We start from the raw sequence: 23,666 nt of genomic DNA on the forward strand, positions 1-23,666 counted from the left end.
CTTACCCGGTTAACCGTCGCGCTTCGTGCTGACAGGGCTTACCTCACGCTTGCATAACGGCGAGCGCCGCGAGCGCGGCGAGCGCCTGCCTGGCGGCGAGCGCGGCGAGCACCGCGAGCACCTGACCGGCGGCGAGGTTGTCGAAAACCGCCCGCCCCGGGTGGAGGGGTGGGATGTTGGGGGCTACCGGTAAGAAAGGGACCCCACCACATGACCGACGGGGATCAGAACGACAGCTGGTCCTCCGGCGGCGCGGGGGACCAGTCGGCGCAGGACCGGCAGCGTGACTCGGTGTTCCGGCTGGCCAACGTCAGCAACGACATGGCCACCGCCACCCAGGCCGCCGTGCACGCCGCGGAGACCGCGGTGCAGGTGATCCAGCGGCTCGAGGCGAGCAGCACCGAGATCGGCAAGGTGGTCCAGCTGATCGCCACGATCGCCAAGCAGACCAACCTGCTGGCGCTCAACGCCACCATCGAGGCGGCCCGGGCCGGCGAGGCGGGACGTGGCTTCGCCGTGGTCGCCAGCGAGGTCAAGGACCTGGCCAACGAGACCGCGACGGCGACCAGCGAGATCGGCAGCCAGGTCGGCGGGATCCGCACCGACACGCAGAGCGCGGTCTCGGCGATCGAGGAGATGCAGGGCCTGATCGAGGAGCTGGACCGCTGCCAGAAGGTGATCAGCGGGATCGTGGTGGAGCAGCAGGCGGGCTGAGGAAGACTGTCCGGCATGGCTGGTAGCAAGCGAACCCCCCGCGCCCGGGCGTGCCCGTGCGGCTCACCGTCGTACGCGGAATGTTGCGGACCGATCCACGACGGCAAGCCGGCACCGGACCCGGAAGCCTTGATGCGCTCGCGCTTCAGCGCGTTCGCCCTGGATCTGTCCGATTATGTTCTGCACTCCTGGCACCCGGAGCACCGCCCGCCCGAGCTGGAGAGTGACCCCGCCCTGCGCTGGGTACGCCTGGAGGTGCTGGAGAGCACCGGTGGTGGCCTCTTCGACGCCGAGGGCTTCGTCGAGTTCCGCGCGCACTACCGCGACGGCGGCACGCCCGGCGTGATGACCGAGCGCAGCACATTCGTCCGGCACGACGGCCGATGGGTGTACCAGGGCCCGGTGTGATCTCCTTCAAGAGGCGCACAAGGAGTGGGTGATCACCATGTCGGCATCGAGGCCGCTGGAAGACGACATCGTCCGGGACTTCAAAGTGAATCTCTCGTACGGCGAATACCTGCATCTGGACGAGGTCCTGGGTGCTCAGCATCCGGTGAGCGTTCCGGAGCACCATGACGAGCTGCTGTTCGTCATCCAGCATCAGACGTCCGAGCTGTGGCTGAAACTGATCATCCACGAGCTGCGCCGGGTGCTGTCCCACCTGACCAAGGACGAGCTCAAGCCGGCGCTCAAGGGCCTGGCCCGGGTCAAGCACATCCAGCGGACCCTGACCGATCAGTGGTCGGTGCTGGCCACCCTGACCCCGACCGAGTACGCCCAGTTCCGCAGCTTCCTGGGCACGTCGTCGGGCTTCCAGTCGTACCAGTACCGCGCGGTCGAGTTCCTGCTCGGCAACAAGGACCGGCACATGCTGCAGATCTTCGACGACCAGCCGGCCGCCCGTGAGCTGCTCGAGGAGCTGCTCGGCACGCCCAGCGTCTACGACGAGTTCCTGCACCTGCTGGCCCGCCAGGGACACCCGGTCCCGGTGGAGATCCTGCAGCGCGACGTCACCGAGCCGTGGGAGTACCGCGCCGACCTGGTGCCGGTCCTCACCGCCATCTACGAGCAGGCCGAGCAGAACTGGGAGGCGTACGAGGCCTGCGAGGAGCTCGTCGACCTGGAGGAGAACTTCCAGCTCTGGCGGTTCCGGCACCTCAAGACGGTGGAACGGACGATCGGCTTCAAGCGCGGCACCGGCGGGTCCAGTGGGGTCTCGTTCCTGAAAGCCGCTCTCGATCTGACATTCTTCCCGGAGCTCTACGCCGTCCGCACCGAGATCGGAGTCCCGCGTTGACCGACGATCTACTGGCCCGCGCCACCGCCCTGGACGCGGCCGACCCGCTCGCGGCGTTCCGGGACCGGTTCGTGCCCACCTCGGCGGTCTCCTACCTGGACGGCAACTCGCTCGGCCGCCCGCTCGAGGCGACCGCCCGGCTGCTCGACGACTTCGTCCGCGGCCAGTGGGGCGGCCGGCTGATCCGCGGCTGGACCGACGGCTGGATGGACTGGCCGCTCACCCTCGGCGACCGGCTCGGCGCGGTCGCCCTGGGTGCCGCGGCCGGGCAGACCGTGGTCGCCGACTCGACCACGGTGCTGCTCTACAAGCTGACCCGGGCCGCTGTCGACGCCCGCCCGGACCGGCGCACCGTGGTGCTCGACACCGACAACTTCCCCACCGACCGGTACATCCTGGAGGGCATCGCCGCCGAGCGCGGCCTCACCCTGCACTGGATCGAGACCGACCCGGTCACCGGCGTGCACCCCGCGCAGGTCGCCGACGCGGTCGGCCCGGACACCGCGCTGGTGCTGTTCTCCCACGTCGCGTACCGCTCCGGCTGGCTCGCCGACGTCGCGGAGATCAACCGGATCGCGCACGCGGCCGGCGCGCTGACCCTGTGGGACCTGTGCCACTCGGCCGGCTCGGTGCCGATCCGGCTCGACGAGTGGGGAGTGGACCTGGCGGTCGGCTGCTCGTACAAATACCTCAACGGCGGCCCGGGTGCGCCCGCGTTCGGCTACCTGCGCCAGGGCCTGCAGGACGAGCTGCGCCAGCCGATCCAGGGCTGGATGGGGCATCGGGCGGTGTTCGAGATGGGTCCCGGTTATCAGCCGGCGTCCGGCGCCCGGGCGCTGCTCAGCGGCACCCCGCCGATCCTGGCGATGGTGCCGATGCACGCCAACCTGGACATGCTCGCCGAAGCCGGTATCGAGGCGGTGCGGACCAAGTCGCTGCTGCTCACCGGCCTGGTCCTGGACATCGCGGACGCCTGGCTGACGCCGCTGGGCGTCGAGGTGGTCAGCCCGCGCGAGCCGGAGCGCCGCGGCGGGCACGTGACGCTGCGCCGGGCCGGCTTCGAGGAGCTGCTGGAGCCGCTGTGGGACAGCGGGGTGATCCCGGACTACCGCCGCCCGGACGGTCTGCGGATCGGCCCGGCGCCGCTGAGCACCAGCTTCACCGAGGTCCACCACGGCCTCTCGATCCTCCGCGACCTGGCCGAGAAGCAGCGGTGACCGCGGAGTCCTGTGCCTCTTCGGCCGCGCCGGACGCCGAGGTGGGCGGTCTGCCGCCGCGTTCCTGCGGCGGTGCGGGTTGCGGCACAGACAACTGCTTTTCCCGTACGGCCAGAGCCGCCACGACCGGAACCGCCCGGCCCGGGGAACCGCGTCCGACGGTGACCGAGGCGCGCGACCGGGTCGACTGGCTGCTCGCCGACTCGATCTGGTGGGGCGGCCGGCTCCGCCGGGGAGTGGCCCTCCGGGTCGGCACGGACGGCCGGGCCAAGCCGGTACCCGCCGAGATGGCGCCGAGCGACGGGGTCCGCCGCCTGCCCGGCACGCTGCTGCCCGGCCTGGTCGACGCGCACGTGCACGCGGCCCTGGCCGACCTCGGCACCGTCCGGGCCGGCGGGATCGCCGCGGTGTGGGACCTCGGCGGCGTCCCGGACACCCTGCGGGACCTCGCGGCGCGCGCCGGGAGGCTCGGTTCGGCCCTGCCCCGGATCCGCTACGCCGGACCGTTCCTGATCGCACCGGGCGGCTACCCGAGCGACCGCGCCTGGGCGCCGGCCGGCAGCTGGCGGGAGATCAGCTCAGCCGCCGACGCGGGCGCCGCGGTGGCCGAGGCCTGGTCGGCCGGCGCCACCCTGATCAAGGTGACCGCGCATGCCGGCGGCCCCACACTCCCGCAGCCGACGCTGCGCGCCCTGGTCGAGGCGGCCCACGCGTCCGGACTTCAGGTGGTGGTGCACGCCGAGGGGCCCGGTACGGTCGCCGCGGCCTTCGAGGCGGGCGCCGACCTGCTGGCACACACCCCGTGGACGGAGTCCCTGCCGGACCCGCTGCTCCGCGCCTGCGCCTCCCGGATGACCTGGATCAGCACCCTGGACATCCACGGCTGGACCGACCCGCCCCCGCCCGGCTCCGCGCCCTCGCCCGGCTCCGCGGACCCGGCTCCGGAGATCGATCCGGCGCGGGAGGTCGCGATCGGCAACCTGCGGCGCTTCGTCGAGCACGGCGGCAAGGTCCGCTACGGCACCGACCTCGGCAACGGCCCGCTGCCCGCCGGCGTCAACCCGCGCGAACTCCGCGCGCTCCGCGCCGCCGGCCTGACCCCCGACGAGATCCTGATCGCGATGACCGAACCCGACCAGCCCGGTATCACCTGGCTCCCGAGCGGCCTGGACCTGACCCCGGCCACCTTCGCCGACCTCCTGGCCACCGCCCGGGTAGTCGACGACACCCTCCAGCCCCGCTGACGCTCCCAGCTGGCTCTCCGGGGTGCCTCCGGCACCCCGAGACACCCCTCAGGACCAGCCGGTGGTCTGGGGCCGACCGGTGGTCCAGGAGGTTGGCTGGCTCTCAGGGGTGCCTCAGCGATGCGGAGGCACCCCTGAGGCCCAGCCGGGGCCTGGGGGCGCGGTGCGGTCGGGAGTGGGGGCGGTGTCGCGCGAGACTGGCACGGGACTCGGCTTGTAGCCTGCGGACGGGACTCCCATTTCGTACCATATGGGGTTGAAAAGACCGGCGGCCCTGAGTGGGACGCCGGCCTGGGGAGAAGCGGGTCAGAGGGTGACGGAGCGGCCCGTCGTGGCGCTGACGCGGGCGGCGTCGAGGACCTCCATGGCGCGGACCGAGTCCCACGGGTCGACCGGCAGCGGGCCCTTGCCCAGGACTGCGTCGGCGAACGCCGGGTAGAACGAGTCCCAGCGGCCGCGGGCGCTCTCCACCGGGGCGCCGGTCGAGCCGCGGAACAGGTGGCCCCAGCGGTGCTCGTGCTCGAGGCCCCAGCGCTCGTCCAGCTTGGCCGGGGTCTTGCCGGCCTTGAGCAGGTCCTCCTGGCCGTCGAGGTCGCGGGAGATGAACGTGCCGGCGGTGCCGGTGACCCGGAAGCGCGGGCCCGGGCCGGCCTGCCGCCAGCTGCCCCACAGGTGCGACTCGACGCCGCTGAGGTGGTGCATGGCCAGGAAGAAGTCGTCGTCCAGCTCGGTCTCGCCGCGCATCTCGGCGTAGACCCGCTGGGCCGGGCCGTGCAGCTGCAGTGCCTGGTCGACCAGGTGGGAGCCGAAGTCGAGCAGGGTGCCGCCGCCGGCCGCCTTCGGCAGACGGTCCGGCGCCCAGCGCTCCATCCGGGACTCGAAGCGGCGGATGGTGCCGAGCGAGCCCTTCTCGATCAGCCGGCGGATCGTCAGGAAGTCCGAGTCCCAGCGGCGGTTCTGGTAGACCGTCAGCGGGACACCGGCCGCCTCGGCCGCCTTGACCAGCTCACGGGCGCTCGCCGCATTCAGGGCGAAGGGCTTGTCGACGACCACGGCCAGACCCAGCCGGACCGCTTCGAGGGCCAGCTCGGCGTGCGTCGAGGCGGGGGTGGAGATGGTCACCGCCTGCACCCCGTCCGCGGCCAGCGCGGCGAGCGAGTCGTAGCTCGCCACGCCCGGGAGCTGCTCGGCGACCTGCTTACGGCGCTCCTCGGAGGTGGTCACCACGCCGACGAACTCGATGTTCTTCGCCGACGAGACCAGCGGGGCATGGAAGATCCGCCCACCGCTGCCGTAGCCCACCAGCCCGAACCGCACCTGCTCGATCATGCCGGAAGTTTTTCACATCCATTGCCAGCCTGTTGCGGGTGCACCCGGTGGTTACTTGTGATAACGGCCGCATGACATGGCGTCACGAAATGTGGTATCAGCGGCGCAGTCCCAGCGCGTCGCGCATCACAGCGCCGGCCGGGCGGAGCACCTCGTCGCGCAGCCAGCGGCCGGCGGCGGCGAGACCGCGGAACGCCGCGCCGAACGTGTACCGCCACGTGACGGCGATCGCGAGGCCGATCGGGCGGAACAGGTAGCGGTAGAGGAACCGGGCGGCCCACGCGACGGCCAGGCCGATCGGCCGCAGGATCCAGCGGTAGAGCGTGACCGCGGCCCAGACCAGGGCCGCCCCGATGGCGCGGGCGGTCCAGGCGATCGCCAGGCCGATCGGGCGCAGCAGCCAGCGGTAGACGGCGACCGCGGCCCAGGCCACGGCCGCCCCGATGGCGCGGGCGGTCCAGGCGATCGCCAGGCCGATCGGGCGCAGGACCCAGCGGTAGAGGGTGACGCCGGTCCAGGCCAGGGCCGCCCCGATGGCGCGGGCGGTCCAGGCGATGGCCAGGCCGATCGGGCGCAGGACCCAGCGGTACGACGCGTAGACCAGCCCGGCGATCACCAGTCCGATCGGGGTCAGCACCCAGCGGTAGATCATCTGCGCGACCCAGGCCAGCGCCCGCCCGATCGGCAGCAGCACCCACCGTCCGATGAAGAACACCACTGCCGCGAGCGCCGTCCCGATCGGACGGAACACCCAGCGCACCAGCATCCGCAGCACCCAGCCGACCGCGACCAGCACGGCGCCGCCGGCCCAGCGCAGCGCGTGCAGCACCGGCAGGATCACCCACTGCAGCAGCTGGCGGAGCAGCCAGAGCAGCGGCGCGACCAGCAGGGTGCGCAGCAGCCAGCCCAGCGCGCGGCCGATCGGGACCAGAACGTACTGGTACGCCGCGCCGAGGGCGGCCCACACCAACTGGACCGGCAGCACCACCACCAGGGCCATGGCCCTCAGCGGCCACGTGATCCAGGCCGGCGCCGTGGGGGCGGGCGGCTGTGGCCGCGGCAGGGGGGTGGTCATCGGGTGCTCCTGTCTCACAAGGGCCCCACGGTACTGGAACGGATCAAAAGAAAAGCAGGTGGAGCCCCCTGTCGGATGGATGACCGGCACCGCCGAATAGGTGTGCGCCAAGAGAACAATCGCGGCATGGAACCCGCGCAGAAGGACCGCACGCCGTTTTCCGACATCGACGGACTGCCGGCGCGGATGTCGGAGATGGTGCTCACCGCGCTCACCGAGATGGGCCGCCATCCGGAGATCCGGCGGGTGCGCCGGGCCGGTTTCGACGCGCTGCGGCCGGCGCTCGGGGCGCGGCTGCTGGACGCGGGCTCCGGGAGCGGCGAGGTGGCCCGCCGGCTGGCCGCCGAGGTGGGGCCGCGGGGTGAGGTGATCGCGCTGGACTACTCGGCGGCGATCACGGCGGCCGCTGTCGCGCGGCACGACGACAGCAACGTGCGGTACGTGACCGGCGACGTCTGCGACCTGGACCTGCCCGACGACACGGTCGACGGGGTGTGGTGCGAGCGGGTGCTGCAGCACGTCGACGACGCGGACGCGGCGATCGGCGAACTGCGCCGGGTGACCCGTCCGGGCGGCCGGCTCTGCCTGATCGACACCGACTGGGACTCGCTGGCCTTCGACGGGATGCCGGTCGGACTGCGCGACACGGTGCTGTCGTTCGTCGGGCCGCACTTCACGCCGGAGCAGGGCGACATGGGGCGCACCCTGCGGCGCCGGCTGGTCGCGGCCGGTCTGAGTGACCTGACCGCGACCCCGGTGACGTGCCTGTTCGGCAACCCGGACTCGGCTGCCGTGGTGCTCCCGATGGTCAACCCGCGGGTGCCGGAGGACACCTGGCGGACCCCGCCGGGCCTGCGCGACGAGTGGCTGGCACACGTCGAGGCGGCCGGCGCCCGCGGTGACTTCCTCGCCGTGCTGACCATCTGGGTGGTGGCCGGCACGGTCTGAGGCTCTAGCGCTCGATCGGGGTCATCCGGTGCAGCAGCCGGTCCAGCGGCATGCTGGCGAAACTGATGCGGACGTCGCTGGACGCGTACGGCAGCCAGAACCGGCCCTCGTGCACCAGGCCGCCGCAGGAGTAGAGCACGTTCGGGACGTACCCCTCGCGCTCGATCTCGTCCGGGTCGATCAGGCCCTGCGGGAGGTCGGCGATCACCTTCGACGGGTCGTCCAGGTCGAGCAGCATGGCGCCGATGGCGTACCGGCGCATCGGCCCGACGCCGTGGGTGAGCACCAGCCACCCGGCCTCGGTCTCGATCGGCGAGCCGCAGTTGCCGACCTGGATCAGGTCCCAGCCGCGGTGCGGGACCAGCAGCGGGCCGGCCGGCTGCCAGCGGTGCTGCTCGTCGCGGACGGCCAGGCCCAGCGTCTCGCCGTCGGAGCGGCAGAGCGCCATCTTCTTGCCCTTGATGTATCGCGGGAACAGCGCCATGCCCTTGTTCCGGGCGGCCGGCCCGTGCAGCGTGGTGACCTCGAAGTGCCGCAGGTCACGGGTGTAGATGACCCGCCCGGAGATGTTGAAGCCGTCGTACGCGGTGTAGGTCGCCTGGTACGCCGGCCGCCCGTCCGGGTCGATCACCCGGACGAAGCGGGCGTCCTCCATGCCCCGGCTCTCGCTCGGGGTGGCCGGCCAGAGCACCCGCTGGTGCAGCGGCATGGTGGCCGGGAACGTGACCGCGTAGTCGTCGCCGACGATCCGCCGGATCAGGTCCATCGTCATCGGGGTGGTGGGCCGCGCCGACAGCTCGTGCGGCATGTGGCTGAGGGTGTCCTCGAACTCCTGGTCGTCGTACCGGTCCGGCAGCGAGTTCAGGATGTACGCGGACGCCTCGTTGTCGATGTTCTCGTCCCCGAGCGCCGCGAAGAGCTGGTGCTTCATGTGCTTGGCGCCGACCCGCTGGCCGATCGTGAGCGGTCCGTCCCGGTCCTCCAGCCGGATCGCCGCGCCCGGCCCGATGATCACGCTGCAGAACCCTATCGACGAGATGTGTCCCTCGCCGATCTGCCGGAGGCTCAGCGCCGCCCGCAGCTCGCCCGGGCCCAGGTCGCTCTGGTCCGGGTGCGGGATCATCGACGGGTTGCAGAGCGCCGCGGCCTCGACCGAGAACTCGTGGCTGAAGTACGCCCCGATCAGCGTCCGGGCCGACGGCGACAGCTCGATCTCCGGCGGCACCCGGTGCTGGACCACCTCGTAGTGGTGCTGGAAGACCGACAGGATGTCGTGGTGCCGGCCGGAGAAGCGGTTCAGCACGTCGTCCAGCAGCTCGGTGATGTCCTTCTCGTCGAGCTGGAGCATCCGTTCGATCATGCAGGCCGCGCGGTTGTGCGTGGCGTGGGCGTCCTCGCCGGGCACGAACAGTTTGATGACCACGCGCCGGCCGTCGGGCGCCATGGTGATGTTGTGACGGGTGATGTCGGTCGTATTGACTGTTGCGGTCACGCTTGGCCGCCTGACGGTCGGGTCGCGCTCCGGATCGCCAGCGTGCGGGCATGCTGCAGCGTGGAGACGAGCGCGAGGGTGGATTCGGCTCCTTGGTTCAGATTAGGACCATCAGCCGTCAATCCGTCATAACAACCGCAAGTCTCGCCGTCGTACATCACCGATCCGGTGTCGTTATCGCCCAGGAACCACGCGATCGACTGAAACAGCGGTGCGTCCCAGCGCTCGTCGCCGGTGACCGCGGCGGCGGTGGCGCAGGCGTCCGCGGTCGCCGCCGCCTCGATCGGCTGCTGGTCGTACCGGTGCCGGACCGCGCCGGGCCGCCAGCCGCCGACCGGTACGCAGGACAGGTGCCCGTGCTGCTCCTGCTGATCGCAGAGCCAGGACAGCATCCGCAGGCCGTCGCCGAGCAGCGCCTCGTCGCCGAGCAGGTCGCCGGCCGCGATCAGCACCTCGGCCAGGGCCGGGTTGGAGTAGGTCAGCTCGCGGTCCGGCCACACCCACGCCGGGTCCGAGCCGGGCAGCCCGATCACGGTGGCCGCGTCGCCGAGCAGCTCGGCGGCGACCGGGTCGTGCGGGTCGGCGCGCAGCACCTCGGCCGCGCCCAGCCCGGCGAAGGCCATCGCCCGCGGCCAGGTGGAGCGCCGGGCGGCGCCGAGGCGGAACGCGATCAGCGCCTCCCGCCGGATCCAGCCGGAGGTGCTGCGGGCCGCCGCCGTGCCGAGCCCCCACAGCGCCCGGCCCCAGCAGTCGCCCAGGGTCGGCTCGTCCTGCCAGCGCCGGTCGTAGCTCATCCGGTTGTGGAACGCCCCGTCGGCGCCCTGCGCGTGGGTGAGGAACGCCAGGTAGCGCTCGGCGGCCCGGAGCACGTCCGGCGCCGGTTTCGGCTCCCGGGCGACGACCAGCAGGCCGCGGGCCACGTCGTCGACGCAGTAGCCGTGCTCGCGGCGGGCGATCGCGTTGCGGGCGTGCTCCAGCATCCCGGTGTCGTCGGAGAGCCGCAGCACGTGGTCGAAGCGGGGCTGCGGCACGTCGGCGAGCTGGACCGGCGGCGGGATCAGCCGTAAGGAAAGGCTCATGCCGGGATGGTCGCGGCGGCCAGCGGCGAGCGGTCGGCGACCAGCCGGGAGGCCAGCGCCTGGTAGCGGGCGGCGACCGCCGGCCAGCGCAGGGTCGGTCCGCTGTCGAGCCCGGTCAGCCGGCCGGACATGGCCGGCTCGGCGAGCACGTGCCGGATGGCCACCGCCATCGCCTCCGGGTCGTGGTGCGGCACCAGCAGCCCCGGTCCGTCCGCCAGCAGCTCCACGGCGTGCGGGAACTCGGTGGCCACCACCGGCACCCCGCCGCCCACCGCTTCGATCAGCACGCCGGAGGTGACCTGCTCGGTCGAGTCGTACGGCAGCACCACCGCGTCGGCCGAGCGGATCAGCCGGGACAGCTCGGCGGGTTCCAGGTAGGTGTCCACCCAGCGGACCTGGTCGGTCACGCCGAGCTCGGCGGCGAGCTTGCGCAGCCCGTCCCGGTATCCGTCGCCGAGCTGTTCGAGCACCTTGGGGTGGGTCTTGCCGGCGACCGTGTAGATCGGCAGCGGGTCCAGGTCGTCGAGCAACGCGAGCGCCCGCAGCGCCCACTCGATGCCCTTGCCCGGCCCGAGCAGGCCCCAGGTGAGCAGGTACGGCTGGTCGTGGGTCTCGCGGGCCACCCCGCTGTGGCTGGTGGCGCCGTGCGGGATCACCGTGACCTTGTGCGGGTCGACCGCGTAGTACGTGGTCAGCCGGCGCCGGGCGGTGTCGGTCATGGTCACCACGGCGTCCGCCCGGGCGACGATCTGCTCCAGGACGGCCCGCTGCCGGGCGTTGGGCTGGGTCAGCACGGTGTGCAGCACGACGATCGACGGCACCCGGAGCGCCCGCAGCAGGGGCAGCACCTCGTCGCCGGTGTCGCCGGGGTAGATGCCGTACTCGTGCTGCAGCACCGCCACGTCGAAGCGGTTGAGCGCGGCGGCCGCACCCGGCCAGCCACCGGGCAGATCGGTGTCCCAGGTGTGCACGACCCGCGGTGCGCCCCGGTCGAGCGCGATCCCCCCGCTGGCATTGTCCCTGGCGAGAAGCCGCACCACCCCCGATCCGCCGCTGCCGGCCGTGAGGTGGGACGACAACGCCGCATTGAACGTCGCCAAACCGCATTGAGTGGGCGGATAAGTGCTCAAAAACCCGTATGTCGCGGGCATGACTGGCCTTTCTATCCTAGGCCGGCTGCCTCCCCGCAGCGCGGACTCCGCGCGCGGGCATCGAACGTGCACACCGCGCGTGAACGGCGTAAAGGCGTTCCGGGAATAACTCCCGTTTAACGCGCAATTCACATTGCGACGTTAACAAGATTCAGCTATTTGCTGACGATTTTTCGGTAAATCGCCAGGTACTCGTCGACCATCCGGTCCGCGGAGAAGCGGTGCCGGGCACGCGCGGCACACGCTCCCCGATCGATCTCCCCGACCCGACCGACCGCGGTGACAGCCTCGTCCACGGTATCCACCAGGAGGCCGGTCACGCTGTCGTCGATTACCTCAGGCATTGATCCTTTTCGGTAAGCGATCACCGGGGTGCCGCACGCCATCGATTCCACCACGGAGAGGCCGAAGGGTTCGGCGAAGCGGATCGGATGCAGCAGAGCCAGGCCGGAACCGAGGATCTTCCCTCGTTCGTCGGGACCCACCGAGCCCAGGTAGACCACCCGGTCACCGTCGATATGCGGCTCCACGCGCTCGGTGAAGTAGTCATGATCCTGGACGATGCCGCAGAGCACCAATCGGCGGCCGGCCCGTCGAGCGATCTCGATGGCGGTGTCGGTGCCCTTGTCCGGGTGGATTCGCCCGAACAGGATCAGATCTTCACCACCATCCGCGTGAAACGGCAGCCCGTTCAGATCAACGCCGTGGTACACGGTGGCCAGATAGTCGAGATCGGGCGAGCGGTCGCTGTCGGAGATGGACACGTACTGCGACCGGGCCCGGCGGTAGGCCGGCAGGATGTTCACGCCGGAGAAGCCGTGCACGGTGGTCAGCATCGGTGTCGCGCAGTGCTCCGAGAACGCCAGCGGCAGCCAGTCCAGGTGGTTGTGCACCAGATCGAATTCGGTCGATCGTGCTAGGGCGTGACTCACGTGCAGGGCTTCCCAGACCCGGCCGTCGATCTCCGGGTTGCCCTCGTAACCGGTGGGCACGACACCGTCCAGGGTCGCCTCGGTGACCGAGTCCAGGGTGGCGAAGAGCGTGACGTCGATGCCGCGCGCGGTCAGCCCCTCGGCGAGCAGACTGGTGATCAGTTCCCACGGTCCGTAGTGCAGTGGCGGCGTCCGCCAGGCGATAGGCCCCAACAACGCGATCTTCACGACAAATGCGATCTTTGGTCAATTAACACTCGCACAGTATGCCTGCCCGTTCTGCGGTCCGTTCTCGTGTTAGAGAAGAGTTATGACTGATTCGTGGTGGAAGAAGGCGGTCGTCTACCAGATCTACCCGCGGAGCTTCGCGGACTCGGACGGTGACGGCATGGGTGATCTGCGCGGCGTCATCAACCACCTGGACCATCTCGCCGAACTCGGTGTGGATGTGCTGTGGCTGTCGCCGATCTATCCCTCGCCACAGGACGACAACGGTTACGACATCAGCGACTACCAGGGCATCGAGCCGATGTTCGGCGACCTGGCGACCTTCGACGAGCTGCTCGCCGGCGCGCACGACCGCGGCATGAAGCTGATCATGGACCTGGTGGTGAACCACAGCTCCGACGAGCACGCGTGGTTCGAGGAGAGCCGCTCGTCCATCGACAGCCCGAAGCGCGACTGGTACTGGTGGCGACCGGCCAGAGACGGAATGGAGCCGGGCGCGCCGGGCGCCGAGCCGACCAACTGGGGCTCGGTCTTCGGCGGACCGGCCTGGGAGTTCGACCAGAAGACCGGCGAGTACTACCTGCACCTGTTCTCCCGCAAGCAGCCCGACCTCAACTGGGAGAACGACGAGGTCCGCCAGGCGGTCTACGCGATGATGCGCTGGTGGCTGGACCGGGGCGTGGACGGCTTCCGGATGGACGTGATCAACATGATCTCCAAGGTCCTTCCGCTGCCGGACGGCCGGCTCGCGGCCGGTTCCGCGTACGCCGACGGCTCGGCCGGATTCATCGGCGGTCCACGTTTGCACGAGTTCCTCCAGGAGATGTACCGGGAGGTGTTCGCCGGCCGTGAGGAGATGCTGACCGTGGGGGAGATGCCCGGCGTCACCGTCGACGAGGCGAAGCTGCACACCGACCCGGACCGGCACGAGGTCGACATGGTCTTCCAGTTCGACCACGTCTGGGCCGACCGGGGCCCGGACCCGTGGCTGCTGCAGCGGCTGCAGCTGACCAACCTCAAAGCGATCCTGGGCCGCTGGCAGGCCGGTCTCGCCGAGGTCGGCTGGAACAGCCTGTACTGGAACAACCACGACCAGCCCCGGGTCGTCTCCCGTTACGGCGACGACTCCGCGGAGCACCGGGCCGCCTCGGCCAAGATGCTCGGCACCGTGCTGCACCTGCACCGCGGCACGCCGTACGTCTACCAGGGCGAAGAGCTCGGCATGACCAACTACCCGTTCGGCGGCATCGAGGACTTCCGCGACATCGAGGCGCTCGGGCAGTACAAGCAGGCCCTGGAGCTGGAGGGCCGGACCCCGGACGAGGTGCTGAAGGTGTTGCGGGCCCGGGGTCGGGACAACGCGCGCACCCCGATGCAGTGGGACTCCTCGCCGCAGGCCGGGTTCAGCACCGGCACGCCGTGGCTGGCGGTCAACCCGAACTACCCGCAGATCAACGCGGCCGAGCAGCGGGCTGACCCGGACTCGGTGTTCCACTACTACCGGCAGCTGATCGCGCTGCGGCACGCCGAGCCGGCGGTGGCCGAGGGTGACTTCACCATGCTGCTGCCGCACGACGAGCGGCTCTACGCGTTCACCCGCCGGCTCGGCGACACCGAGCTGCTGGTGATCGGCAACTTCTCCGGCGAGACGGCGCCGGCCGAGATCGACGACGCGGCCGGGTGGGCCGGCGCCGAACTGGTGCTGACCAACCTGCCGGGGGCGTCGTCGCAAGCGCTGACGCTCGCCCCCTGGCAGGCGGTGGTCTACCGGCGCACCATCGGCCGGTGATCAAGGCCCGACGAGGCCGGTGATCAAGGCCTGACGAGGCCGGTGATCAAAGCCTGACGAGGCCGGTGATCAATGCCCGGGAAGCCCGGGACTGCTATCAGGTGAGGACCGGCCAGGCGTAACCCAGCAGCGCGAACGCCGCGCCGAGCAGGGCCAGGCTGATACCGCGGGTGGCGACCGGCAGTGCGGCCAGCACCAGCAGAATGATCGCGATCAGATAGAAGACGCCCTGGATAGTCATGGATACTCCTCGAAGCCGTGGGGATGGGGCGGCGACCCTGTACCCCACGGCTCCGAGCCGCTAAACCACAGTGATCATCAATACTGAACTGTGCTCCACCGTGGTCTCGGTGGGGACCATCCGGGTGGCGGTGGCCGGCGGCTCGCCGGTGCCGTAGTTGCGCAGCCAGCGCGGGTACGCCCCACCGGCCACGAGCAGCCGGATCCGGTGCCCGGCCCGGAACCGGTGTGCCGCCGAGCCCATCGTCACCACGGTCCGGCCGTCGGCTGCGATCCCGGCCAGCCCGTCGCACACGTTGACCGACCGGCCGGAAGGGTCGACGTCGCAGAGCCGGGCGAACAGGTCGCCGCTGGCCGCGCTGGTCGACGCGTCGAACTCGGTCTGCACCGGACCCATCACCTCGACCGCCTCGTCGAGCGGGGCGGACGTGAACAGCAGCACGTCGTCGCGCCCTTCGAGTTTCGCCATGTCCCGGGTGCCCTGTGTGGGCGATTGCAGGGCGCCGCCGATGGACGGGGTCGGGTGCTCCGGGTCGTACCGGAAAGTGGTCGAACCCTGACCCGGAAGAGCGGTGAGCGAACCCGGACCCAGGTGGAACCGCCGCGGGCGGACGCCGGGCGGCGGCCAATCGGGCAGATCGCGCCACTCGTCGGCGCAACCGACGTGCACCCGGACCGGCAGCGGCGGTGACTCGCCGCGCATCCGCCGCATCGCCTGGTCGAACACCTCCGCCCAGCCGCGCTCCAGCGCGTTGGTGTGCGTCCACGGACCGATCAGCAGGTCCACCTCGTGGCCCGCGTCCCGGCGCCGCTGGTAGAGTTCGATCACCTGGTCGGTGGCCAGGTCGTGCCAGCCGGTGCAGAGGCTGACCGGGACCGGCAGCGCCGCCGCGGCCGCGCCGACGCCGGCGCCCGCCCAGTACGGGTCGTCCGGCGACGGGCTGGTCAGCCAGTTCTCGAACTCCGGGCGACGGCCGCCGAACAGCGCGGGATACGTGCTGATCAGCGGGGTGCGGCGCAGCATCCCGCTGAGCCGCATCTGCAGGCGCACGACCGCGCCGAGGTTGGCCCGGAACGTCCGGGCCTGGCTGAACAGGCCGAGGCCGCCGACCAGCGAACGCTCCAGGGCGAACCGCCCGCCCGGCCAGAAGAACCGGTACGGATCGAGCACGCCGACCTGGGCGACCGCGCCGCGCCACTCCGGCGGCGGCGCGGCGGCCAGGGCCAGCTGGCTGTAGGTCAGGTAACTCGGGCCGAGCGTGTAGAGGTCGCCGTTGAAGAAGTCCTGCTTGCGGATCCACTCCACGGCGGCCTGACCGTCGCGGGCCTCGTTGCTCCAGGCGGCGAACTCCCCGCCGGACCCGCCGGTGCCGCGGCTGCTCTGCAGCAGCACGTGGAAACCCTGCTCGGCGACGAGGGCGCCGTAGAGGTAGTTCCAGGGGAAGCCGCCGCGGATGTACGGCGCGCGGAGCAGGACGGTCGGGCAGGGCTCGGAGGTGGTCGGGGCGTAGTGGTCGGTGAGCATCGGATCGCCGTCGGCGCCGGGCACCGGCACGGCCGGAACCCAGCGGACGTCGTACCGTGCGGCGGGACCCTTGCGGGTCCGCCGTCGCATCAGGCGGAGGAGCCAGGGCAGGTCGCGCATCGATCAAACCCCTTTCCCGTACGTTGTACCAAAAAGACTACCAGGAGGAACGTCATGCCGCGAGGGCGTCCACCGGCGTACACGCGTGACCAGGTGGTGACCGCGGCGGTGACCGTCGCGGACACCGACGGGCTGGAGGCGGTGACCATGCGCCGGGTCGCCACCGAGGTCGGCGCGGGCGCGATGTCGCTCTACACGTACGTGCCGGACCGGGAGCACCTGATCGACCTGATGGTGGACCGGGTGGCCGGCGAGCCGGTCCCGCCCCGGGTCACCGGCGACTGGCGGGCCGACGTGCTGGCGCTGCTGGTCATGCAGCGCGACCTGATGCGGGCCCACCCGTGGCTGCCCGGTGTGCTCGGCGGCCGCCGGCTGACCGGCCGCAACCTGCTCGGCTTCCTGGAGCACGGGCTGCGCGCGCTGGAGCCGGCCGGTCTTCCCGGTATCACCAAGATGACGTTGCTCGGGCTGTTCACCGGGTTCGTGGCGTCCTACGTGACCGGTGAGCTGACGAGTGATCCGGCGCTGGCCGCGGTGGACATCGGCGCGGCCGTGACCAGCGGAGACTTCCCGTTCCTGCGGAAGGCGCTGATCGAGGGCGGTGGCGGGCCGCTGGAATTCCCCGCGATCGCCGACTGGATGATCGCCGGTCTGGTGGAGCAGGCCCGGCATCAGCAGAAAGCCGGATAAGTCCGAGGCTTTTTCACGGAACTCATCACAGGCCACTCGCGTCCCCGGCAAGGTGTCAGTTGGTCGCCGGTTGCATCCCGAAATGACCCCTTCCGCCGGTGGCTGGGGAGCTTCTCGCATGCGCCGGAACCGTCTCGTCGCCGCCATGGTCGCCGCCACCCCGGCGGTGGCGCTCGCCATCGTCGGTCTCACCCCGTCCCGCCCGGTCCCGCTGCTGCAGACGTTCGCCTTCCCGGCCGGGATGCGCCTGGTCGCGGAGTCCTCGGGCGGCCGCGCGGAGATCGCCGAGCTGCCGGAGCGGGACACCGCGCGGTTCAGCCTGGTCGGCGTGACCTGGGACGACCCGAAGGCGGTCGCGGCCGGGACGATCGAGGTGCGGACCCGGTCGGCCGGCACCGGGACCTGGACGCCGTGGCAGGTGCTGGAGACCGACGCGCCGGACGAGTCCGGTGGCGCCGAGGGCCCGGGCGTCCGGGGTGCGAGCGACCCGCTCTGGGTCGGCCCGTCGATCGGGGTGCAGGCCCGGGTGATCACCGGGAGCGGGGCGCGGGCGCTGCCGGCCGGGATGCGCGTCGACCTGATCAACCCGGACGCGCCCTCCTCCTCGTCGCCGGCGGCGATGACACCCGCAGCGTTCGAGAAACCTCGCCGGAAGGCCGGCGTCGAGATCCCGGCCCGCCCGGTGCCGAAGATGCTGACCCGGGCCGCCTGGGGCGCGAACGAGCGGATCGTCAAGGAGTCGCCGAGCTACACCGGCGACGTCGAGGTGTTCTTCGTGCACCACACCGCGACCGGCAACAACTACAGCTGCAGGACCTCGACCAGCATCGTCCGCGGCATCCAGGCCTACCAGGTGAAGAGCAAGGGCTGGAACGACGTCGGCTACAACTTCCTGGTCGACAAGTGCGGCACGATCTTCGAGGGGCGTGGCGGCGGCGTCACCCACAACGTGCTCGGCGCGCACACCCTGGGCTTCAACAGCAACGCCAGCGCGGTCGCGGTGATCGGCGACTTCCGCTCGGTGGCCATCCCGGCGGCGGCCCGGCTGTCGGTGGCCCAGCTCGCGGCGTACAAGCTGGGCGGTGACGGCAACGCACCGGCCGGGCGGACCACGATGGTCTCCGGCGGCAGCCCGAAATTCACCGCCGGCCGCCGGGTGCTGCTGAACCGGATCTCCGGGCACCGCGACGCCGGCCTCACCGAGTGCCCCGGCAAGGCGCTCTACGCCCAGCTCCCGTCGATCCGGAGCCTGGCCGGCGCGGCGCCGAGCGGCCTGGCCTTCCAGAAGCTCTCCGGCGCCTGGCTCTGGTCCGGCACGTACTGGACCCAGGGCGCGCTCCGCCCGCTCTGGGACCTGATCACCTCGAGCCGGATGATCAACCGGTTCGACGTCTACGTGGACGGCACGCTCGCGCTGTCCCGGGCCAACGGCTTCCGGCTCGCGAACCTCACCCTGGAACCCGGCGAGCACACCGTCGCGGTCCAGGCCGTGCACCTCTCCGGCCGGACCGCGACCGCCACGGTCCAGGTGGTGGCGGACGCGACGCCGCCGGACTTCACCGGCCTGCCGCGGGCCACGATCACCGGCGGGACGGTCGGTGTCACCGCGCCGGTCCGGCTGAGCTGGTCGGCCACCGATCCCGCCGGGTTGCGGGGGGTCACCGTGGCCGGCGCGAGCGAGGCCGCGCTGGCCGGGAGCATCAAGAGCCTGACGGGTACGGCCCGGGTCGGCGAGGAGAGCACCTGGACGGTCACGGCGACCGACCACGCGGGCAACGAGCGTGCCGCGGCGGTCAGTCGTACCCCCGGGGTGTTGCAGGAGACCGAGGCCGTGCGGACCGGAAGCTGGCGGGACCGCCCGGACCCGGGCCATCTCGGCGGCGCGGCAGCCGCCGCCGCGACCGACGCGTCGTCGTTGAGCTGGACGTTCACCGGCAGCTCCGCGGGCCTGGTGGTGGGCCGGACGACGAACTCGGGCCGGGTCAAGGTCTACGTCGACGGCGACTTCCAGGGGTACGCCGACACGCGCGCGACCGCGCCGGTCTACCGCCGGGTGATCTGGGCCCGCTCGTGGGCCGACGCCGGGCAGCACACCGTCCGGGTGGAGCCGGAGGGCACGGCCGGACGTCCGGGAGTGATCATCGACGGGCTGGCGTACCTGGAGTGACGGCCTGGTCCGGCAACCGGGTCGCGCCCAGCGCGTAGTCCTTCAGGGTGATCGCGTCGGCCTTGCCGAACTGCTTCGCCGCGAGCTGCCGCATCGGCCAGCGGCTGATCATCCCGAAGGACAGCCCACGGGCCCGGATCATCAGCCGGCTGTTCGGCGCGAAACCGGACATCCCGCCCGGCGGCAGCTCCAGCCCGGACGCCACGTAGTCGGCCATCACGTCCTGGTACGCCGCGAACGCCGACTCCGGATCGGGCCGGGTGGCCAGCTCGCCGGCCAGCACGTACGCCCCGGTCAGGCTCAGGCTGGTGCCCAGCCCGGCGAGCGGCGACCCGCAGTACCCGGCGTCGCCGACCAGGGCGACCCGGCCCCGCCACCAGCGCGGCACCCGGACCTGGCTGATCGCGTCGAAGAAGAAGTCCGGCGCGTCCGGCATCTGTGCCAGCAACCCCGGGACCTTCCAGCCGGCGCCGGCCATCCGCTCGGCGACCAGCCGCAGCTCCTCGTCCCGGGTGAGCCGGGCGAAACCGGGCGACGACTCCCGGAAGGAGAGCCCGGCCTTGGCGGTGCCGCCGCGCTCCGGCCGGAGCAGGGCGACCCGGCCCGGCTCGTTGTACATCAGCGCCCAGTGGTCCAGGTCGCCCGGATCGGCCACGGTGAAGTACGCCGAGTAGGCCCCGAGGTGGCGCACGTAGTCCGTCTCCGGGCCGAAGGCCAGCGCGCGGACCCCGGAGTGCACGCCGTCGGCGCCGAGCACCACGTCGTACCGGCCGGTCGTGCCGCTCGCGAACGTGACGTCGACGCCGGTCGGGTCCTGGGCCAGCGCGGTGATCCGGTCGCCGTACCGGTAGTCGGTGACGTCCTCGGTCGCCTCGCGCAGCACCTCGGCGAGGTCACCCCGGGCGATCTCGATCTCGGCGATCATGCCCTCGCCGCCGAACGCGGTGGCGGGCAGCTTGCCGAACGGCCGGTTGTTCCGGTCGACGAGCGCGATGCCCCGCTCGTCCACCTGCCGGGCCCGGATCGCCTCCCGGACACCCATCGCCTCGACGATCCGCCGGGCCACGCCGCGCACGTCCACGGCGTGCCCGCCCGGCCGCGGCGCCCGGGCCTTCTCCACCACGGTCACCTCGGCGCCGGCCTGGTGCAGCCAGAACGCACACGCCGGCCCGGCGATGCTGCTCCCGGAAATCAGTACCCGCATGTCCCCGCCCCCTGCGTACTCTGTATATCGATGTACTACGCACGCTAAGCGCGGTTCTTCCACCAGGGCAAACCGCACTAGTACGGAGGGGTGGGTGTACTAGGTGGAGGCGGCCTACACACGGATCGTGGCGGAGTTGCGGCGCCGGATCGAGGCCGGCGAGCTGCGCCCCGGCGACCGGGTGCCGTCGGCGCGGGCGATCACCCGGGAGTGGGGTGTGGCGATCGCGACCGCCACCAAGGCGCACGCGGCGCTGCGGGACGAGGGGCTGACCCTGGCCCGACCCGGCGTCGGGACCGTGGTCGCCGGGCCGGCCCCGCGGCGTGACACCGACCTGAGCCCGGAGCGGATCGTGGCGGCCGCGATCCGGATCGCCGACGAGCACGGCATGGGCGAGCTGTCCATGCGCCGGGTCGCCGCCGACCTCGGGGTGGCCACCATGTCGCTCTACCGGCACGTGCCCGGCCGGGAGGACCTGGAACTCGCGATGATCGACGCGGCGCTCGGCGAGCTGCGCGTGCCACCCCGGTACTCCGGCGCGTGGCGGGCCGATCTGGAACGCTGCGGCCGGGCGCTGTGGGACATCTTCCAGCGGCATCCCTGGCTGGGTGTGTCGATGTCGCTGACCCGGCCGCAGATGACCCCGAACGCCATGCGGCTCGGCGAGTGGCTGATGGGCTCGCTCGGCGGGACCCGGCTGACCGTGACCGACCGGATGCTCGTCGAGGTGCTGCTGTTCAGCTTCGTCCGCGGGGTGGCCAGCGCGCTGGAGCCGGAAGCCGTGGCGATGCGGGACACCGGGCTGACCGACGACGAGTGGATGGACGCACAGAGTGCGGCGTTCGGGCGGCTCGTCGAGGAGCACCGGATGCCGCAGTTCGAGGAGCTGTTCCTGCGTACGCCGGACTTCGCCTTTGATCTGAACGTGCTCTTCGAGTTCGGCCTGGCCCGGATCCTGGACGGGATCGAGGTCTGGATCGGGTGACCCTGGTCGTCGATGCCTTGGGAGTGGGTGACAGACCGCCCGGCACCGGGTCGATACGGTTAGCGGGTGTCTCAGATCCCGTGGTGGGGGCTGCCCCTCGTGGCCGCCGTGTTCGCGCTGGTCGGCGCCGCGTCGGTGCGGTTCATCGCCGCCCGTGACAACGTTCTGCTGAGCCGGCGGCGGCGCACCCGCCGCTGGTACGAGGAGCGCAAGGCCGCCTACGTCGATTTGCTGGCCGCCTTCGAACGGTCGGTCGTGCGCCTGCGGTTAAGCTTCGAGGCGGACGAGAAGCCGCCGTCCGCCCTCGCCTACACCGACGAGATCAGCCCGGCCCTGATGCCGGTCCGGCTGCTCGCCTCCGGCCCGGTACGCAGCGCGGCCCTCGCCGTCCACCTGCAACTCGAGCGGCTGCACGCGCCGATGAACCCGGCCGGGGTGTCCGGGGTCCGCCCGGAGACCCACTTCCGCGAGCTGCTCGCCCAGGTGCCCCTGATCATGCAGCAGCTCGAGGCGGCGATCCGCGAGGAGCTGGGCATCGAGGACGCCCCGCCGTCGGCGCGGCCGCACTCCCTGAACGGGCGGAAGCCGCAGAACGGTGCGCCCCTCAAACGTTCCGAGGTGGAGCGCTCCTGAGCGCTGGGAATGCGCTTTCCTTTAGTGATGGGAATCCGCCGCCGGCAGCTGGCCTCGGCGGCGGGGGATCGGGCAGGATCGACCCCGTGACCGATCTTCGCACCCCCCTCGACCCCGTCTCCGCGGCCATCGCCGACAGTGGCCTGGTCGCCATCCTCCGGGCACCGACCGCGGGCGGCTTCTCCGTCGTCGCCGACGTGCTGGTGTCCGCCGGGATCACCGCCCTGGAGGTCACCCTGACCTCGCAGGGCGCCCTCGCCGCGATCGCCGCCCTGCGCCGCCAGTTGCCACCCGGCGCGATCATCGGGGCCGGCACCGTGCTCACACCGGACGACGCCCGGGCCGCCGTCGACGCGGGCGCGTCGTTCCTGGTCTCGCCGGTGCTCGACACCCTCGCCGGGCAGAGCGTGCCGTGCTACCCGGGGGCGTACACCCCGACCGAGGTCTACCGCGCCCACCTCGCCGGGGCGCCGATGGTCAAGCTCTTCCCGGCCGGCGGGCTGACACCGGCGTACCTGAAAGACCTCCGCGGACCCCTACCGCACGTCCGCATCCTGCCCACCGGCGGCATCAACCTGGACGACATCACCGCCTGGCTGACCGCCGGCGCGTCCGCGGTCGGGCTGGGCGGCCCTCTGGTCGGCGACGCGGCCACCGGTGGCAGCCTCACCGCCCTCGCCGCCCGGGCGAAGCGCGCCGTCGACGCCGTCGCCCAGGCCCGCTCGTGACCGCGCCTCGCCCGGCATCGGCCCGGGGCGTCCGGTGAGCGGCGGGCTGTTCACCCTCGGCGAGGCCATGGGGATCTTCGTGGCGGACGGCATCGGCCCGCTCGACCACGCCCCCGGTTTCACCCTCGCGGTCGGCGGGGCGGAGAGCAACGTCGCGGTCGGTGTCGCCCGTCTCGGCGGGTCCGCCACCTGGCTCGGACGCCTCGGCCCGGACTCCGCCGGGTCACTGATCGCGGCCCGCTTGCGCTCCTCCGGCGTACGGGTGCTGGCCGTCCCCGACACGTCACCGACCGGCCTGATGATCCGCTATCGGCGGTCCGCCCAGTTCATCCACGCGGACTACCACCGCGCCGGCAGTGCCGGTTCCCACCTGAACCCGGCCGACCTGCCCCTGTCCGAGCTGGAGTCGGCCGGGATCCTGCACATCACCGGCATCACCCCGGCCCTGAGCGCCACCGCCCGCGCCACCGTCTTCGCCGCCGTCGAGGCGGCCCGGGCCGCCGGGGTGCCGGTCTCGATCGACGTCAACTACCGCAGCAAACTCTGGTCCCGCTCCGACGCCGCCCCGATCCTGCGCGACCTGGTCACCCGGGCCGACGTGGTGTTCGCCGGCCCGGACGAGGCCGCCATCCTCACCGACGCCACCGACCCGGTCGCCGGCCTGGCCGCACTCGGCCCCACCGAGGTGATCATCAAGGACGGCGCCCGGGGCTGCACCGCCCTGATCGACGGCACCCGCCTCACCGCCGACGCCCTCCCGGTAACCGTGATCGACCCGGTCGGCGCCGGCGACGCCTTCGTAGCCGGCTACCTGGCCGACCGCCTGACCGGCGCCCCACCCACCACCCGCCTGCACACCTGTCTCTTATACACATCTCC

The 23,666-nt window shown here is 71.8% G+C and carries 22 protein-coding genes; 13 read left to right on the forward strand and 9 right to left on the reverse strand.

The features are described 5' to 3' along the window. Positions 1–210 precede the first annotated feature (210 nt). The 5 genes from ADL15_RS56310 to ADL15_RS01735 all read left to right on the forward strand — a co-directional run bounded on the left by ADL15_RS56310 (position 211) and on the right by ADL15_RS01735 (position 4,472). On the forward strand, positions 211–714 hold the full coding sequence (locus tag ADL15_RS56310) for a methyl-accepting chemotaxis protein (protein ID WP_067684430.1): 504 nt from the start codon (positions 211–213) through the stop codon (positions 712–714). Positions 715–807: 93 nt separating this feature from the next. Beyond that, entirely contained in the window at positions 808–1,122 is a 315-nt protein-coding gene (locus ADL15_RS01720; RefSeq protein WP_394326902.1) for a YchJ family protein, read from the forward strand. Positions 1,123–1,159: 37 nt separating this feature from the next. Continuing rightward, complete coding sequence (locus ADL15_RS01725) at positions 1,160–2,011, forward strand: tryptophan 2,3-dioxygenase (protein WP_067684492.1); 852 nt, start codon at positions 1,160–1,162, stop codon at positions 2,009–2,011. After that, complete coding sequence (locus ADL15_RS01730; RefSeq protein WP_067684434.1) at positions 2,008–3,228, forward strand: kynureninase; 1,221 nt, start codon at positions 2,008–2,010, stop codon at positions 3,226–3,228. The genes ADL15_RS01725 and ADL15_RS01730 overlap by 4 nt, the downstream gene beginning before the upstream one ends. A gap of 161 nt (positions 3,229–3,389) precedes the next feature. Beyond that, a complete protein-coding gene (locus ADL15_RS01735) occupies positions 3,390–4,472 on the forward strand; it encodes an amidohydrolase family protein (RefSeq protein WP_067684436.1) in 1,083 nt (360 codons plus the stop codon). A 306-nt stretch (positions 4,473–4,778) separates the two neighbouring features. Here the strand turns inward: ADL15_RS01735 and ADL15_RS01740 are convergent, their stop codons facing one another. After that, positions 4,779–5,801, reverse strand: a complete 1,023-nt coding sequence (locus ADL15_RS01740) for a Gfo/Idh/MocA family protein (RefSeq protein WP_067684438.1) — start codon at positions 5,799–5,801, stop codon at positions 4,779–4,781. Between the two features lie 97 nt (positions 5,802–5,898). Further along, complete coding sequence (locus ADL15_RS01745; protein ID WP_157441096.1) at positions 5,899–6,876, reverse strand: hypothetical protein; 978 nt, start codon at positions 6,874–6,876, stop codon at positions 5,899–5,901. Between the two features lie 126 nt (positions 6,877–7,002). Here ADL15_RS01745 and ADL15_RS01750 point away from each other — a divergent pair, with 126 nt between their 5' ends. After that, the gene (locus ADL15_RS01750) at positions 7,003–7,824 is read left to right on the forward strand and encodes a methyltransferase domain-containing protein (RefSeq protein ID WP_067684442.1); all 822 of its coding nucleotides are present in this window, start codon (positions 7,003–7,005) and stop codon (positions 7,822–7,824) included. 4 nt (positions 7,825–7,828) lie between these two features. Here ADL15_RS01750 and ADL15_RS01755 read toward each other — a convergent pair whose 3' ends face one another. The 4 genes from ADL15_RS01755 to ADL15_RS01770 all read right to left on the reverse strand — a co-directional run bounded on the left by ADL15_RS01755 (position 7,829) and on the right by ADL15_RS01770 (position 12,706). Next, positions 7,829–9,316 (reverse strand): glycoside hydrolase family 130 protein, encoded by a 1,488-nt coding sequence (locus ADL15_RS01755; RefSeq protein WP_067684444.1) that lies wholly within the window; start codon positions 9,314–9,316, stop codon positions 7,829–7,831. After that, on the reverse strand, positions 9,313–10,395 hold the full coding sequence (locus ADL15_RS01760; RefSeq protein ID WP_198170456.1) for a glycosyltransferase: 1,083 nt from the start codon (positions 10,393–10,395) through the stop codon (positions 9,313–9,315). The genes ADL15_RS01755 and ADL15_RS01760 overlap by 4 nt, the downstream gene beginning before the upstream one ends. Continuing rightward, positions 10,392–11,546, reverse strand: a complete 1,155-nt coding sequence (locus ADL15_RS01765; RefSeq protein WP_067684446.1) for a glycosyltransferase — start codon at positions 11,544–11,546, stop codon at positions 10,392–10,394. Before ADL15_RS01765 ends, ADL15_RS01760 begins: the two co-directional genes overlap by 4 nt. A gap of 155 nt (positions 11,547–11,701) precedes the next feature. Further along, the gene (locus ADL15_RS01770) at positions 11,702–12,706 is read right to left on the reverse strand and encodes a glycosyltransferase family 4 protein (RefSeq protein WP_067684448.1); all 1,005 of its coding nucleotides are present in this window, start codon (positions 12,704–12,706) and stop codon (positions 11,702–11,704) included. 82 nt (positions 12,707–12,788) lie between these two features. Between ADL15_RS01770 and ADL15_RS01775 the strand changes: the two genes are divergently transcribed. Beyond that, positions 12,789–14,495 (forward strand): alpha-glucosidase, encoded by a 1,707-nt coding sequence (locus ADL15_RS01775; RefSeq protein WP_067684450.1) that lies wholly within the window; start codon positions 12,789–12,791, stop codon positions 14,493–14,495. A gap of 97 nt (positions 14,496–14,592) precedes the next feature. On the opposite strand, the gene ADL15_RS53900 is transcribed toward ADL15_RS01775, so the two are convergent. Both ADL15_RS53900 and ADL15_RS01780 read right to left on the reverse strand, forming a co-directional pair. After that, on the reverse strand, positions 14,593–14,736 hold the full coding sequence (locus ADL15_RS53900) for a hypothetical protein (RefSeq protein WP_198170458.1): 144 nt from the start codon (positions 14,734–14,736) through the stop codon (positions 14,593–14,595). Positions 14,737–14,796: 60 nt separating this feature from the next. Continuing rightward, a complete protein-coding gene (locus tag ADL15_RS01780) occupies positions 14,797–16,380 on the reverse strand; it encodes a CocE/NonD family hydrolase (RefSeq protein WP_198170460.1) in 1,584 nt (527 codons plus the stop codon). A 54-nt stretch (positions 16,381–16,434) separates the two neighbouring features. On the opposite strand from ADL15_RS01780, the gene ADL15_RS01785 reads away from it, so the two are divergent. Next, on the forward strand, positions 16,435–17,070 hold the full coding sequence (locus ADL15_RS01785; RefSeq protein WP_067684452.1) for a TetR/AcrR family transcriptional regulator: 636 nt from the start codon (positions 16,435–16,437) through the stop codon (positions 17,068–17,070). 118 nt (positions 17,071–17,188) lie between these two features. Continuing rightward, on the forward strand, positions 17,189–19,237 hold the full coding sequence (locus ADL15_RS01790; protein WP_067684454.1) for a peptidoglycan recognition protein family protein: 2,049 nt from the start codon (positions 17,189–17,191) through the stop codon (positions 19,235–19,237). On the opposite strand, the gene ADL15_RS01795 is transcribed toward ADL15_RS01790, so the two are convergent. Beyond that, positions 19,209–20,441 (reverse strand): FAD-dependent monooxygenase, encoded by a 1,233-nt coding sequence (locus ADL15_RS01795; RefSeq protein ID WP_067684456.1) that lies wholly within the window; start codon positions 20,439–20,441, stop codon positions 19,209–19,211. The two genes, ADL15_RS01790 and ADL15_RS01795, sit on opposite strands and share 29 nt — an antisense overlap. A gap of 127 nt (positions 20,442–20,568) precedes the next feature. Between ADL15_RS01795 and ADL15_RS01800 the strand changes: the two genes are divergently transcribed. The 4 genes from ADL15_RS01800 to ADL15_RS01815 form a co-directional block, all read left to right on the forward strand. Further along, positions 20,569–21,426, forward strand: a complete 858-nt coding sequence (locus tag ADL15_RS01800) for a TetR/AcrR family transcriptional regulator C-terminal domain-containing protein (protein WP_232343849.1) — start codon at positions 20,569–20,571, stop codon at positions 21,424–21,426. A 66-nt stretch (positions 21,427–21,492) separates the two neighbouring features. Further along, positions 21,493–22,059 carry a hypothetical protein gene (locus ADL15_RS01805; protein ID WP_067684460.1) on the forward strand — a complete coding sequence of 189 codons (567 nt, stop codon included), beginning with the start codon at positions 21,493–21,495 and terminating at the stop codon, positions 22,057–22,059. Positions 22,060–22,145: 86 nt separating this feature from the next. Continuing rightward, complete coding sequence (locus ADL15_RS01810; RefSeq protein ID WP_083970815.1) at positions 22,146–22,787, forward strand: bifunctional 4-hydroxy-2-oxoglutarate aldolase/2-dehydro-3-deoxy-phosphogluconate aldolase; 642 nt, start codon at positions 22,146–22,148, stop codon at positions 22,785–22,787. 34 nt (positions 22,788–22,821) lie between these two features. Beyond that, positions 22,822–23,666 (forward strand): sugar kinase (locus ADL15_RS01815; RefSeq protein WP_232343850.1); only part of this gene is annotated, 845 nt, incomplete at its 3' end.

Source organism: Actinoplanes awajinensis subsp. mycoplanecinus, from assembly GCF_001509495.1.
GTDB lineage: Bacteria > Actinomycetota > Actinomycetes > Mycobacteriales > Micromonosporaceae > Actinoplanes > Actinoplanes palleronii.